We start from the raw sequence: 13,268 nt of genomic DNA, 5'->3' as shown, positions 1-13,268 counted from the left end.
TGATCATGAGCACCGGGCTGGTCGACAAGGTCAACGCTGCACTCGCGACGGTCAACGACCCCGAGATCAAGCGCCCCATCACCGAGCTGGGCATGGTGGAGTCGGTCACCGTCGACGGCTCCGGCGTCGCCCACGTGACCGTGCTGCTCACCGTCGCCGGCTGCCCCCTCAAGGACACGATCAACCGCGACGTGACGACGGCCGTGGAGAAGGTCCCGGGCATCGTCGGCGTCGAGCTGGAGCTCGGCGTGATGACGGCCGAGCAGCGCGCCGGCCTCAAGGACGTGCTCAGCGGCGGCGCCGCCCAGCGGGAGATCCCGTTCGCCCAGCCGGGCAACCTCACCAAGGTCTTCGCGATCGCCAGCGGCAAGGGCGGTGTCGGCAAGTCCTCGGTCACCGTGAACCTCGCCCTGGCGATGGCCGCCCAGGGCATGAAGGTCGGCGTCGTCGACGCCGACATCTACGGCCACTCGGTGCCCGCCATGCTCGGTGTCGCCGACGCACGGCCGACCCAGGTCGAGGACCTGATCATGCCGGTGCCGACGCCCAGCGGCGTCTCGGTCATCTCCATCGGGATGCTCAAGCCCCGCCGCGACCAGGTGGTCGCCTGGCGTGGGCCGATGCTCGATCGGGCACTCGTGCAGATGCTCGCCGACGTCTACTGGGGCGACCTCGACGTGCTCCTCCTGGACCTGCCTCCGGGCACCGGTGACGTCGCGATCTCGCTCGGCCAGCACCTGCCCGGCGCCGAGGTCGTCGTCGTGACCACGCCGCAGGAGGCCGCCGCCGAGGTCGCCGAGCGCGCCGGCACGATGGCCTCGATGATGCACCAGCGGGTCGTCGGCGTCGTCGAGAACATGAGCTACCTGCCGTGCCCGCACTGCACCAGCGAGGGCAAGGAGCACCGGCTCGAGGTCTTCGGCTCCGGCGGCGGCGAGCGCGTCGCCCAGACGCTGTCCTCCCGGTTCGGGTACGACGTGCCCGTGCTCGGGCAGGTGCCGCTCGACATCTCCCTCCGCGAGGGCGGCGACGTCGGCAAGCCGATCGTCGACGCCGACCCCACCGCCCCCGCCGCGCAGGTCCTCACCAAGGTCGCCGCGACGCTGTCCGGCCGCGGCCGAGGCCTGGCCGGGATGCAGCTGGGACTCACCCCCACCGCTAAGTTCTGACCCGTGTTCGGGGTCGGCCTCACCGAGATGGCAGTCATCGCCTTCGTGGCGGTGCTCGTGTTCGGCCCGGACCGGCTGCCCGACCTGGCCAAGCAGGCGGGGCAGTTCCTCCGCAAGGCGCGCCAGCTCGCGAACGCCGCGCGTGACGAGCTGCGCGACGAGCTCGGCCCCGAGTACGCCGACCTGGAGCTGCGCGACCTCGACCCTCGCGCCATCGTCCGCAAGCACGTGATGGAGGCGATGGAGGACGCCGAGGAGGAGTCGGCCCGCCCCAAGCGGCGCGGCCTGCGGCCGCTCGCGGACGGCGAGGTCCCGCCGTACGACGTCGACGCGACCTGACCCGGCCCGATCCTCTGGGGCCCAGTCCTCGGGCCCAGTCCTCGGGCTCAGTCCTCGGGGGTCAGTCCTCGGGGGTCAGTCCTCGCGGCTCTGGACCGCCGCCAGCGCGTCGAAGGGCAGCAGCACCACCCGGTGGGCCTCGCCCACCCGGACCTCGGCGAAGTCGCTACCCACCCGCGTGACCACGCCCTCGTACCGACCGCCGTCGACGGTGTGCCACACGCACCGGGCGGAGAGGTCCGCCAGCCGGCGCAGCGCCGACCGGAGCCCGAGCCGCGCGGTCACGGGCCAGGCGAGCTCGGGCACCGACCGGTCCGAGGCCGCGTGCACGGCGAGGACCGCCGCGAGCCGGACGACCCAGTCCTGGCCGCGGCCGTGGAGCAGGCACCAGCCGTCCGCGACCCGCTCGAGCGAGCCGGCGAGCGTGCCCACCCCCCGGACCTCGAGCGCGAGCTCGGTGCCGATCGAGGCGACGAGCCGTGAGGCGAGGGTGACCTGCTGGTACTCCGCACGGCTGCGGTCGGCGAGCTCGGCGGCGCGCTCGGCGTCGTACGCCGCCTCCGCCTGTTGCTCGAGGTCCTCGAGCAGCCCGAACAGCTCCTGCTCCCACGCCATGGGCCGACCCTAGGGCGTGGCGCACGCCGCGGGGTTCCGCGATCCACGGACAGAGCCGGCGGTCGTCCCTGACCATGGACCCCGAGGCACCGCGGGACGGCCGCGGGCCCGTCCGGGACCGAGGTGGAGACGATGACGATGCAGATGTGGTGGGGGCTGTGCCTGGTGGCCTCCGCGGCGGTGACCGGGCTCGGCATCCAGCTCTCGCTCGCCGGCGAGGGCCCGCTGGCGAGCTACCCGCTGGTGGTCGGGGGCATCCTCCTCCTCCCGGCCGCGGCCGCCGTGCTCGAGCGGCTCCTCGGCGAGTCGGTGGTCGGGGCGCGGACGGGGCACACCGAGGACTGACCGATCGGGGGAGGCGTGCGCCGCGAGCGCTGGGGGTACCGCCTCACCACAGGCGCCACTGCGCCCCTCAACCCCGAGAGAACGAAGGAGCCCGAATATGTGGGAGATCGTCGGAATCATCGTCGCGGGCCTGATCATCGGCCTGCTCGGCAAGCTCGTCGCCCCTGGCGACAAGGACAACACCCCGATCTGGCTGACGCTGCTGTGCGGCATCGGCGGTGTCCTCCTCGGCCTCGTCGTCTACCAGGCCTTCGGCGGCGATGGCTCGCCTGGCATCGACTGGGTCCGCTGGGCCGTCTCGATCGCCATCGCGGCCGTCCTGGTCGTGCTGGCCTCGACCCTGACGGGCCGCAACCGCACGCACGCCCACCGCTGAGACCACCGGGCGTGGCGCACGCGCCTCGCCCGGCCCAGCACCACGGAGGCGTGGTCGCGCACCCAGCGCGGCCACGCCTCCTGCTGTGCCCGGCCCCTCCCGACGGACCATCCCGGCTCATCCGTTCGGCCCGGCGACGTGGCGATCGGGACGGTTGTGACGGATGATGTCAGCGTGACGACGACTGGACGCCGCCCGCTCCTCCTGGCCCTGGCCGGGGGGACCGCCGCCGTGGCCGGACTGGGCACTGCTGCCCGCACCGGGCTGCTCGGCGGTGACGACCGACCCGCCGACGGCCGGCTGCAGCTCAGCGCCGGTGACGACATGGGGGTCGAGTCGCTCTCCGTCCCCCTCGACGAGGACGTCCTCGTCGGTGGCTCCGCGCCCGGGGGACGCGCCTCCGCACGGATGGCGACGACCACCTTCTCGATGGTGGGCTTCACCTGGCCGCGTGGCGCCGCCGAGCCGGCGATCGAGATGAGCGTCCGCCGCGACGGCAGCTGGCAGCCGTGGCAGCCCGCCCCACACGCCCACGAGGCGCCGGACCCCGACAGCCTCGACGCCAGCCCGACCGTCGGCACCGACGTCGTCTGGGTGGGCCCCACCGACGGCATCCGGGTGCGCGTCGACGGCGAGCGACCGGCCGGCCTGGCCCTTGTCCTGCTGCACCCCACTCCCCTGCCCGGCGACGCTGCCACGGTCGCCGACGACCCGGCCGACGACGCCGACCCGGCAACGGCCCAGCCCGCGTCGTACGACGCCTCGGCGGGGTCGGCCGCGGTCGTGGCCGCCCGCACGACGACCGCCCGGACGACGACCACGGGCGTCGTCCCGCGACCCAACATCCGCAACCGCAAGGCGTGGGGCGCGAACGAGAACCTGCGCGACGGCAGTCCGTCGTACATCCCGACGATCAAGCAGGTCCACGTCCACCACACGGTCAACAGCAACGACTACGCACGTGAGGACGTCCCCGCGCTCATCCGCGGGATGTACGCCTACCACACGCAGAGCTTGGGCTGGTCCGACATCGGCTACAACTTCCTCGTCGACCGCTTCGGCCGGATCTGGACCGGCCGTTACGGCGGCGCCGCCAAGAACGTCCGCGGCGCCCACACGCTGGGGTTCAACCACAACTCCGCCGGCGTCTCGGTCATCGGCAACTTCGACCAGGCCACGCCGACCTCCGCCGTCATCGCCGCCATCGCCCGGGTCGCGGCGTGGAAGCTCGACCGGTACGGCATGGACCCGGTGGGCCGGGTGACGGTGACCAGCGAGGGCAGCGACAAGTACCGCTCCGGACGCGCCGCGACGCTCCCGGTCATCGACGGTCACCGTGACACCAACGACACCTCCTGCCCCGGCAGCAACCTCTACGCCAAGCTGCCGGCCATCCGGGAGAAGACCCGGGTGCGGATCGCTAACTTCCGCCGGGCCGCGGAGCGGGTCGAGGCCGAGATCACCGAGCCCTTCGCCGCGGCGAGCTCAGCGGTGGTCGGCCGGCGCCTCCGGATCCGTCCCGGGAGCTGGACCCCCGGCAGCGCGAAGCCGTCCTACACCTGGCTGCGCGACGGTGCCGTGATCGCCGGCGCGAGCGGCCGCACGTACACCGTCACGACCGCGGACGTCGGCGCCCGGCTCTCCGCACGGGTGAGCGTCGGCGGGTCCGATGTCGAGCCGGCCACCCAGGACCTCTCCTGGCCCGACCCCGCACGGGCGCGGACCAGCCTGGTGCTCGACGCCGCGGGTCGCCGCGGCAAGGCCAGGCTGCGGGTGCGCGCCTCGGCCCCGGGCCTCCCCGGGGACGTCCCCACCGGCTCGGTCGTCGTCATCGTGGCCGGCCGCGAGGTCACGCTGCCGCTGGACGACGAGGGCCGCGCGACCACCGTCGTGACCGGTCTCGAGCCCGGCACCTACGCGGCCCGCGCCGTCTTCGCCGGCGACACCCAGGCTTCCTGGGCCCGCGCCACCGACCAGGTCATCGTCAAGCCACGTCGTCGCTGACCCACCCGGTCCCGGCTCCGCGCGTGCCGCTCCCCTGGGAGCGGTGACGCCGATCGGCCGCTGAGCCGCTCGACCCGGCTCGACCCCGCCCGGCTCTGCCGGCCTCCCGGAGCGGGGTCGCTGGCGACCCTGTGGACAGGGGGTTGACCCCACGCCCCCGGCCCGCGTTGTCTTGTCACCGGACACAAACCGCGGCAAACGCAAGGGTCGGCACGATGGCGGAAGCAACTCCGGGCTCGACGCCCCGCTGCCTCGCGGTCGTCTCGTCCGTCACGGCCGCGGGTGCGGCCGTCCTCGCGACCGCCTGGCCCGCGACGACGTGGGTGGTCCCGCGCCCGGATCGTTCCTTCGAGGAGCTCCTGACCGGCGGGTGCGCCGTGGCCGCGCTGGTGGCGATGGCTTGGCTCTGGCTGGCGGTCGTCGCCGTCGCCCTCGAAGCCCGGCGGACGCGCGGCCGCGGCAACGGTCCCCGCGGCGTGCCGCCGGCCGTGCGTCGGGTCGTGCTGCTCGCCTGCGGCATCGCCCTCGCCGGCGCGGCCACCCCGGCGGTCGCCGGCGAGCAGCCGCGCACCACGCGCCCGCCGGTGGTGCCGGAGCAGGCGCCGTCCACCGCAGCGTGGGTCGCCCGGGCGCTGCACGACGCCCGGCCGACACCAACCGCCGACGCGGTGGTCGTGCGCCCGGGTGACTCGCTCTGGGGGTTGGCCTCCGCCGCCCTGCCGAGCACCGCCGACACCGCTCAGGTGACGCGCCACTGGCACCGCATCCACGACCTCAACCGGGCCGTCATCGGGGACGACCCGGATCTCATCCACCCGGGCCAGCGGCTGCGACTGCCGCCGGCTCCGCAGGAAGGAGCACCCTGATGAACCGCAGCCAGCACGAAGCCGACGTCCTGTCGTTCCCCGCTCGCGGCCCGGCGATCGCGCCGATGAGCGTCCAGGGTGCTCTCGCGCTGGACCTCGGCCCGCGACTCGACCCACCGGCTACCGACGTGGCGGCCGGCGCCACCGCCGGGGTGGTCCCGGTCGACGTGCGCCACCGCCGCGGCGTGGAGCAGTGGTCGCGTCGCTTCGCGCAGGCCGCCGTGGAGATCGTCGGTGGCGACCGACCGGTGACCCAGCTGCTGCGCTGGACCTCGACCACCGTCTACGCCGACCTCGAGCGGCGTGCGCAGCTCGTCGCCCGAGCCGGCGGTCACCGCCCGGGCCAGGGGCGGCCGCAGCCGGTGCGCCCGAAGGTGATGAGCGTGCACACCTGCTTCCTCGACCGGCAGGTGGTCGAGAGCAGCATCCACGTCCGCTACGGTCCGCGATCACGGGCGCTGGCCGCCCGGTTCGAGCAGCGACCGGGCCGTCACGCCGACGAGGGCGCGCGGTGGGTCTGCACGGCGCTGGACTTCGCCTGACCCCGGAGCGGGGCGGCCAGGACCAGCGCCGTGCGGCCCGGGTCGGTCAGCCGTTGACGCGAGCCGCGTGGCCGGTGGGGCCGTTCGGCGCGCCGTGGCACTGCTTGTACTTCTTGCCGGAGCCGCACGGGCACCGGTCGTTGCGCCCCGTGCCGGCGAACTCGTCCTCCTCCGCCTCCACCCGGGTCTGCACCGCGGCCTCGCCGTCCACCGACGGCGCGGTGTAGGAGAGCTGCTGGGGCCGGTTGGGCCGGTCCAGGCCCTTGGCGCGGATCTGCGGGTGCTGCTCGGCGGGAGCCGACTCCGCACCGGCGACGACCGGCGACTGGAGCCCGTCGGCGACCGAGAGCGCCGGGGCCGGCTCCGGCTCGACCTGGACCTCGAGGTTGAAGAGGAAGCCCACGGCCTCCTCCTTGATGCCGTCCATCATCGCCGAGAACATGTCGAAGCCCTCGCGCTGGTACTCCACGAGCGGGTCGCGCTGGGAGTAGGCACGCAGGTAGATGCCCTCGCGCAGGTAGTCCATCTCGTAGAGGTGCTCGCGCCACTTGCGGTCGAGCACGGAGAGCAGCACGCGCCGCTCGAGCTCGCGCATCACCTCCTCGCCGACCTCCTGCTCCCGGCGGTCGTACGCCGCGTGGGCGTCCTCGCGCAGCGCCTTGACCAGGTCGTCGCGGTCGAGCACGGCCTTGCCTCCGGCCTGCTCGGCGAGGGCCTCGTGGTCGACCGAGATCGGCCACAGCTGACCGAGGTCGGTCCACAGCTGCTCGAGGTCCCACTCCTCGGCGAAGTCCGCGAGCGAGCCGGCGACGTAGCCCGCGACGACGTCGTCGATGAAGGACCGGATCTGCTGCTGCAGGTCGGCGCCCTCGAGGACGGCGCGGCGCTCGGCGTAGATCACCTTGCGCTGGCGGTCCATGACGTCGTCGTACTTGAGGACGTTCTTGCGGGACTCGAAGTTCTGCGACTCGACCTGGCCCTGGGCGTTGGCGATCGCGTTCGTGACCCGCTTGTTCTCGATCGGGACGTCGTCGGGGATCTTGAGGACCTGCAGCACGCGGTCGACCCACTCCGACTTGAACAGCCGCATCAGCTCGTCCTCGAGCGACAGGTAGAACCGGGACTCCCCCGGGTCGCCCTGGCGGCCGGAACGACCACGCAGCTGGTTGTCGATGCGGCGCGACTCGTGGCGCTCGGTGCCGATCACGTAGAGGCCGCCGAGCGCCTTGACCTCGTCGTGCTCGGCGGCGACCTGCGCCTTGAGCCGCTCGAGCGTCTCGGGCCACGCGGCGTCGTACTCGTCGGCGGTCTCGCCGGTGGGCTCCAGGCCGCGCTTGCGCAGCTCCTGGTCGGCGAGGAACTCCACCGAGCCACCCAGCATGATGTCGGTGCCTCGACCGGCCATGTTGGTGGCGACCGTGACGGCCCCCTTGTGACCCGCCATGGCGACGATCTTCGCCTCGTCGGCGTGGACCTTCGCGTTGAGCACCGTGTGCGGGATGCCGCGCTTCTTGAGCTTCTCCGAGAGGTGCTCGGACTTCTGCACCGAGACGGTGCCGACCAGCATCGGCTGGCCCTTCTCGTGGCGCTCCGCGATGTCCTCGACGACGGCGTCGTACTTGGCCTCCTCGGTGCGGTACACGAGGTCGGGCTGGTCGATGCGGGCCATCGGCTTGTTGGTCGGGATCGGGACCACGCCGAGCTTGTAGATCTTGTCGAACTCGCTGGCCTCGGTCATCGCCGTGCCGGTCATGCCGGAGAGCGTGTCGTAGAGCCGGAAGTAGTTCTGCAGCGTGACGGTGGCGAGGGTCTGGTACTCCTCGCGGACCTCCACGCCCTCCTTGGCCTCGATCGCCTGGTGCAGGCCGTCGTTGTAGCGGCGGCCCGACAGCATCCGGCCGGTGTGCTCGTCGACGATGAGCACCTCGCCCTGCTGGACGACGTACTCCTTGTCGCGGCGGAAGAGCTCCTTGGCCTTGATGCAGTTGTTGAGGAAGGAGATCAGCGGGGTGTTCGCGGTCTCGTAGAGGTTCTCGATGCCGAGGTGGTCCTCGACCTTGGTGATGCCCGGCTCGAGGACCGAGATCGTCCGCTTCTTCTCGTCGACCTCGTAGTCGACGTCCTTCTCCAGCTTCCGGGCGATCTTCGCGAACTCGCCGTACCACTTGACCTCGTCCTGGGTCGGACCGCTGATGATGAGGGGGGTCCGCGCCTCGTCGATGAGGATCGAGTCGACCTCGTCGACGACGGCGAAGTTGTGGCCCCGCTGGACGCAGTCCTCGAGCGCCGAGGCCATGTTGTCGCGCAGGTAGTCGAAGCCGAGCTCGTTGTTCGTGCCGTAGGTGATGTCGCAGTTGTAGGCCTCGCGGCGCTCCGCCGGCCGCATCTCCGGCAGGATCACGCCGGTGGTGAGCCCGAGGAAGTGGTGGATGCGCCCCATCATCTCGGACTGGTACTTGGCCAGGTAGTCGTTGACGGTGACGACGTGGACGCCCTTGCCCGACAGCGCGTTGAGGTACGACGGCAGGGTGGCGACGAGCGTCTTGCCCTCGCCGGTCTTCATCTCGGCGATGTTGCCCAGGTGCAGCGCGGCCCCACCCATGATCTGCACGTCGTAGTGGCGCTGGCCGATGACCCGCTTGGCCGCCTCGCGCACGGTGGCGAACGCCTCCGGCATCAGGTCGTCGAGCGACTCGCCGTTCTCGTGGCGCTGCTTCAGCTCGCCGGTCATCGCCTGGAGCTCCGCGTCGGACATCGTGACGAAGTCGTCCTCGATGGCGTTGACGGCCTTGGCGATGGTCTCCAGCTGGCGCAGGATCTTGCCCTCGCCGATGCGGAGGAGCTTGTCGAGGATCACGGGCACGGGGGTACAACTCCTAGCGGTGGGAAGCCGAGCGGACGGCGCCGCCACTCTACCCAGCGCCGCTAACCCTCCCTAACCGGTGCGCAGCACCCCGGCGAGGGCCGGCGCGAGGTCTCCGCGGGGCTCGACGACCACGGGGGCGGCGGCGTCCAGACCGAGCCACCCCGCCAGCCGGGCCAGCTCGGCCAGGAGCTCCGCAGCGGTCTCCGGCGGCGCGCCCGGCTCGGCGTACGCCGCGCGGACGAGCAGGCGCCGGGCCGACCGGTCGGCCTTGAGGTCGACCCGCGCGACGAGCCTCTCACCGAGGAGGAACGGCAGCACGTAGTAGCCGTGCACCCGTTGCGCGGCCGGGACGTAGATCTCGATGCGGTACCGGAAGCCGAAGAGCCGCTCGGTCCGTTCCCGCTCCCACACGACCGGGTCGAACGGGCTCAGCAGGGCACGTGCCCCGACCCGCCGAGGCAGGCGCGCGGCGCGGTGGAGGTAGGCCGGCCGCGCCCAGTCCTCGACCCGGACGGGCAGCAGGTCACCGGCCTCGACGAGCTCGGCCACCGCCCGGCGGGTCTCCTCGACGCCCATCCGGTAGTAGTCGCGCAGGTCGGTCTCGGTCGCGACGCCGTGCGAGCGGGCCGCCCGCCGCACCAGCTCCCGCGCGGCCTCGGCGGGCGACGGGACTGGCACGGCCAGGACCTCGGGCGGCAGCACCCGCTCGGGCACGTCGTAGACCGGCTCGAACTGCGCCGTGCGGGCGGCGATGGCGAGCTCGCCGCCCATGTAGAGCAGGTCGAGCGCCTTGCGCGTCGCCGACCAGTTCCAGCCCCAGTGCTCCTTGCGCCGCGGTCCCCCGTCCCCGACGACCGCCGCCGCCTGCCGGGCCGTCATGGCTCCGTGCCGGGCCACCGCCGACAGCACCGAGGCGGCGAGCTCCTCGGGCACGTCGCGCCACCACTTGCCGCCGCGCTCGCGGTAGGACGCCATCCGGTGCTGCATCACCGGCCAGAGCTCGACCGGCATGAAGGCCTGGACGTGCGCCCAGTACTCCACGACCCGGCGTGGCCGCCGTTCGGCGGCCCGCCGCAGCAGGCCGGTGTCGTAGGGCCCCATCCGCGAGTAGAGCGGGACGTAGTGGGCCCGCTGGAGCACGTTGACCGAGTCGACCTGCAGCACGCCGGTGCGCTCGAGCGTCCGGGCGAAGGTCCGCATCGTCGGCGCCGCGTGCGGCGGGTCGAGGAAGCCCTGGGCGGCCAGCGCGACCCGGCGGGCCTGGGCGCGGGAGAGGTGGTCGACCACGGCCTCAGGCTACGAGCCCCTCCCGACAGGCCGTCACGAGCAGCTGCGGGCGGGCGCCGGAGGCGGACGACGGGCGGGCGGCCCCGGTCGTGGTTGGGTCTGGCGGCCGGAGCGAGGGACGAGCGGAGGCTGGTAGACCGGGGCCGTCCGTCCGGCGGGAGCCGCAGGCGCCCGCCCGCACGATCCCCTAGGGCAGGTCGAGGAGTTTTTCCTTGACCGCGTACATGACCGCCTCCATGCGGGAGTGCAGCTGCAGCTTCTCGAGGATGTTGCGGACGTGGTTCTTGACCGTGTTCTCGGAGATGAACAGCTGCTTGGCGATCTCGCGGTTGTTCATGCCCTTGGCCACCAGGCGGAGCACCTCGAGCTCCCGCTCGGTCAGGCGCAGGCCCGGGACGTGCTCGCGCTCGGGGCGCGACATCTGCTTGAACTCGTCGATGAGCTTGACCGCCATCGACGGGCTGATGAGCGACTGGCCGTCGGCGACCACGCGGACGGCCTGGGCGACCTCCTCGATCGAGGAGTCCTTGAGCAGGTAGCCGGACGCACCGCTCTTGACCGCCTCGTAGAGGTCGGCCTCCTCGTCGGAGACGGTGAGCATGATGATCTTGGCCGACGGCACGGCCTCCTTGATCGCCTTGCACGCCTCGATGCCGGAGCGCTTGGGCATCCGCACGTCGAGGAGGACCACGTCGGGGGCGGACGTCGCGGCGAGGCTGGTGCCCTCGACGCCGTCGCCGGCCTCGCCGATGACCTCGATGCCCTCCTCGACCGTGAGCAGCATCGTCAGTCCACGCCGGAAGAGCTCCTGGTCGTCGACCACCAGCACCCGGGTCGGCTCGGCAGCCGAGGCTGCGGCCGTGCTCTGTTCCACCACGGCGGAATCATGACACGCCAGACGCTCCTGACCCATCCGTGTCACCCCGAAGGCGTGACGGGGTAGCCCGTTCGGGCCACCCCGTCACCGCGTTCCGGCGACTCGCGCGCCGGCTGCTCGTCACTCCCCGGCGCTACTCCTCCGCGCCGAGGTCCAGGGAGATCACGCCGTAGTCGTAGCCGCGCCGCCGGTAGACGACCGAGGGGCGCTCGCTCTCCTTGTCGACGAAGAGGTAGAAGTCGTGGCCGACCAGCTCCATCTCGTAGAGCGCCTGGTCGAGCGTCATCGGGCTCGCCGGGTGGGTCTTCTCCCGGACCACGAGGGGACCGTCACCCATCACCGCGATGGGACCGACGTGGCGCTCCTGGCCGGCGCCGTCGGACTCCGGCTCCGCGGCCGGCTCCGGCGCCGGCTCCAGCCCCGCCAGCGCCTGGCCGACGGAGACCGGCGTCTTCTGCCCTCGGTGGACCCGGCGGCGGTCGGCCGCCCGGCGCATCTGCGCAGCCATCTTGTCGAGCGCGAGGTCCAGGGCGGCGCGCTTGTCCTCGGCGGCCGCCTCCGCCCGGATGACCGGGCCCTTGGAGAAGGCGGTCAGCTCCACGTGGACCGACCTGTCGTGCTGCCGGGGGTTGGGCTCGCAGTCGACCTCGACGTGCACCCGCATGATCCGGTGGTCGTGCTTCTCGAGCCGGGACAGCTTCTCGGCGGCGTGCTCGCGGAACCGCTCCGACAGCTCGCAGTGGCGACCCGTGACGACAACTTCCATGTGAACCTCCCGATCAACAGTTGGTTGTTCAGCCTCCGCGCGTGCCCTCCTGCGGGCAGCACGACACGCCCCTCGGAGCGCGCACCGGGAGGCGCACGTCCAGGGGGACGCATGAGGAAGGAGTCCGTCCGGCCGACCTGGTCTTCGACCCCACAACCGCCTGCTGGGGCTTCCGCAGCTTCTCCGCCACTACCGGCCCTCTCCCGCCGTCGGCCACATCTGGTGACCGGGGCGAGGCAGGTCTTACTTCTAAGCCGCACCGTGATCGACGGACCCGGGCGGGCCCGGGTCGCGCCTTACGTGGACCGCTTCGCCTGCGACTGGCATCGGCTAGTCGACCAGGCGCCGCGCCCCGAGCCGGGGCGAGCGCCGAGACGACGCAACCACGGACCCGGACGGACTCCATGTACTGACGTTAGACGGTGGCCCAAGTCACGGGAAGGGCACCCGGTCCCGGTCCGGTCAGAACCGCGGTCCCGTGGGCGTACGCCGGCGCGCGGTCGCCGCGACGACCGCCACCGCTGCGACGTGCAGGCCCACCGTGTCGAGCGCGCGCTGGGCCTCCCGGGCGGTGGCGCCGGTCGTGAGCACGTCGTCGCAGACGACCACCGAACCCGCGGCCCGGCGGCGCGCCAGCCGCCGCAGCGCCGGGGCCGGGCAGGTCAGCGACCCCGCGAGGTTCGCCGCCCGCGCCGCGGCGTCGAGGCCGGCCTGGTCGACGAGGCCGGGGCGGGTCCGCAGCAGGCGCACGGCGATCGCGTCCCGGCCTGCCCGCCGCAGCAGCTGCGCAGCGGTGGCCGTGACGGTGTACGTCGGGTCGTGCCCGCGAGCGCGGACGGTGACGGGCCGAGACGGGACGGGCACGAGCACCACCGGACCCGCCGGCACGCAGCCGGCCACCGCCTCGCCGACGGCCGCGGCCAGCAGTCCGCCGAGCGGCCTCCGCAGGCCCAGCAGACGGCGCTCCTTGTGCCCGAGCAGCAGGCTGCGCACCAGGCCGTCGTACGGTGCGGCCGCCCAGGGCGGCACCAGGCCGGGCGGGACGGGCGAGGGCCAGGCAGGGAAGGCGCCGTCCGGCAGCGCGGCGGCGCAGTCACCGCAGAGCACCCGCCCCGGCCGCTCGCAGCCGGCGCAGCGCCCGCCGAGCAGCAGGTCCGCGGCGGCGTCGAGCACGTCCACGAGCCTGCTCCGCCGTCCCCGCGACGGCAACCGGTTC

General features: G+C 73.0%; 13 protein-coding genes. 7 read left to right on the top strand and 6 right to left on the bottom strand.

The genetic code is table 11. The features are described from left to right. The first annotated feature begins 5 nt into the window (after positions 1–5). Together ACSMHG_RS06860 and ACSMHG_RS06855 are read left to right on the top strand one after the other, a co-directional pair. On the top strand, positions 6–1,169 hold the full coding sequence (locus tag ACSMHG_RS06860) for an Mrp/NBP35 family ATP-binding protein (RefSeq protein ID WP_435743030.1): 1,164 nt from the start codon (positions 6–8) through the stop codon (positions 1,167–1,169). A gap of 3 nt (positions 1,170–1,172) precedes the next feature. After that, entirely contained in the window at positions 1,173–1,508 is a 336-nt protein-coding gene (locus ACSMHG_RS06855) for a sec-independent translocase (RefSeq protein WP_435743027.1), read from the top strand. Positions 1,509–1,583: 75 nt separating this feature from the next. Here ACSMHG_RS06855 and ACSMHG_RS06850 read toward each other — a convergent pair whose 3' ends face one another. Further along, entirely contained in the window at positions 1,584–2,123 is a 540-nt protein-coding gene (locus tag ACSMHG_RS06850) for a hypothetical protein (protein WP_435743025.1), read from the bottom strand. 132 nt (positions 2,124–2,255) lie between these two features. Here ACSMHG_RS06850 and ACSMHG_RS06845 point away from each other — a divergent pair, with 132 nt between their 5' ends. The 5 genes from ACSMHG_RS06845 (at position 2,256) to ACSMHG_RS06825 (ending at position 6,256) form a co-directional block, all read left to right on the top strand. Next, positions 2,256–2,468 carry a hypothetical protein gene (locus tag ACSMHG_RS06845; protein WP_435743023.1) on the top strand — a complete coding sequence of 71 codons (213 nt, stop codon included), beginning with the start codon at positions 2,256–2,258 and terminating at the stop codon, positions 2,466–2,468. 97 nt (positions 2,469–2,565) lie between these two features. Then, on the top strand, positions 2,566–2,844 hold the full coding sequence (locus ACSMHG_RS06840; protein ID WP_435743021.1) for a GlsB/YeaQ/YmgE family stress response membrane protein: 279 nt from the start codon (positions 2,566–2,568) through the stop codon (positions 2,842–2,844). 174 nt (positions 2,845–3,018) lie between these two features. Further along, complete coding sequence (locus ACSMHG_RS06835) at positions 3,019–4,848, top strand: N-acetylmuramoyl-L-alanine amidase (RefSeq protein ID WP_435743018.1); 1,830 nt, start codon at positions 3,019–3,021, stop codon at positions 4,846–4,848. 215 nt (positions 4,849–5,063) lie between these two features. Beyond that, positions 5,064–5,714, top strand: a complete 651-nt coding sequence (locus tag ACSMHG_RS06830; RefSeq protein ID WP_435743017.1) for a LysM peptidoglycan-binding domain-containing protein — start codon at positions 5,064–5,066, stop codon at positions 5,712–5,714. Further along, positions 5,714–6,256: an Rv3235 family protein gene (locus ACSMHG_RS06825; RefSeq protein WP_435743015.1), complete on the top strand. Its 543-nt coding sequence runs from the start codon at positions 5,714–5,716 to the stop codon at positions 6,254–6,256. Before ACSMHG_RS06830 ends, ACSMHG_RS06825 begins: the two co-directional genes overlap by 1 nt. 46 nt (positions 6,257–6,302) lie before the next feature. On the opposite strand, the gene secA is transcribed toward ACSMHG_RS06825, so the two are convergent. The 5 genes from secA to ACSMHG_RS06800 form a co-directional block, all read right to left on the bottom strand. Continuing rightward, positions 6,303–9,119, bottom strand: coding sequence for a preprotein translocase subunit SecA (gene secA, locus ACSMHG_RS06820; protein ID WP_435743013.1), 2,817 nt, complete (start codon positions 9,117–9,119; stop codon positions 6,303–6,305). A gap of 72 nt (positions 9,120–9,191) precedes the next feature. Continuing rightward, positions 9,192–10,409, bottom strand: a complete 1,218-nt coding sequence (locus ACSMHG_RS06815; protein ID WP_435743011.1) for a winged helix-turn-helix domain-containing protein — start codon at positions 10,407–10,409, stop codon at positions 9,192–9,194. Between the two features lie 187 nt (positions 10,410–10,596). Next, complete coding sequence (locus tag ACSMHG_RS06810; protein ID WP_435743009.1) at positions 10,597–11,286, bottom strand: response regulator; 690 nt, start codon at positions 11,284–11,286, stop codon at positions 10,597–10,599. Between the two features lie 133 nt (positions 11,287–11,419). Continuing rightward, a complete protein-coding gene (gene hpf / locus ACSMHG_RS06805; RefSeq protein ID WP_435743006.1) occupies positions 11,420–12,052 on the bottom strand; it encodes a ribosome hibernation-promoting factor, HPF/YfiA family in 633 nt (210 codons plus the stop codon). A 462-nt stretch (positions 12,053–12,514) separates the two neighbouring features. Beyond that, positions 12,515–13,225 carry a ComF family protein gene (locus ACSMHG_RS06800; protein WP_435743004.1) on the bottom strand — a complete coding sequence of 237 codons (711 nt, stop codon included), beginning with the start codon at positions 13,223–13,225 and terminating at the stop codon, positions 12,515–12,517. Positions 13,226–13,268: the final 43 nt, after the last annotated feature.

It is taken from the genome of Nocardioides ureilyticus (assembly GCF_051280745.1).
Classification (GTDB): domain Bacteria; phylum Actinomycetota; class Actinomycetes; order Propionibacteriales; family Nocardioidaceae; genus Nocardioides.
Note: the sequence above shows the minus strand (reverse complement) of the source record. Positions and strands in the feature narration are given on the sequence as shown.

Bases quoted from the DNA above. Each gene is read 5' to 3' on its own strand.
- ACSMHG_RS06860 (WP_435743030.1), top strand. From the start codon at position 6: ATGAGCACCGGGCTGGTCGACAAGGTCAACGCTGCACTCGCGACGGTC.
- ACSMHG_RS06850 (WP_435743025.1), bottom strand. From the start codon at position 2,123: ATGGCGTGGGAGCAGGAGCTGTTCGGGCTGCTCGAGGACCTCGAGCAA.
- ACSMHG_RS06845 (WP_435743023.1), top strand. From the start codon at position 2,256: ATGACGATGCAGATGTGGTGGGGGCTGTGCCTGGTGGCCTCCGCGGCG.
- ACSMHG_RS06840 (WP_435743021.1), top strand. From the start codon at position 2,566: ATGTGGGAGATCGTCGGAATCATCGTCGCGGGCCTGATCATCGGCCTG.
- ACSMHG_RS06830 (WP_435743017.1), top strand. From the start codon at position 5,064: ATGGCGGAAGCAACTCCGGGCTCGACGCCCCGCTGCCTCGCGGTCGTC.
- ACSMHG_RS06825 (WP_435743015.1), top strand. From the start codon at position 5,714: ATGAACCGCAGCCAGCACGAAGCCGACGTCCTGTCGTTCCCCGCTCGC.
- hpf (WP_435743006.1), bottom strand. From the start codon at position 12,052: ATGGAAGTTGTCGTCACGGGTCGCCACTGCGAGCTGTCGGAGCGGTTC.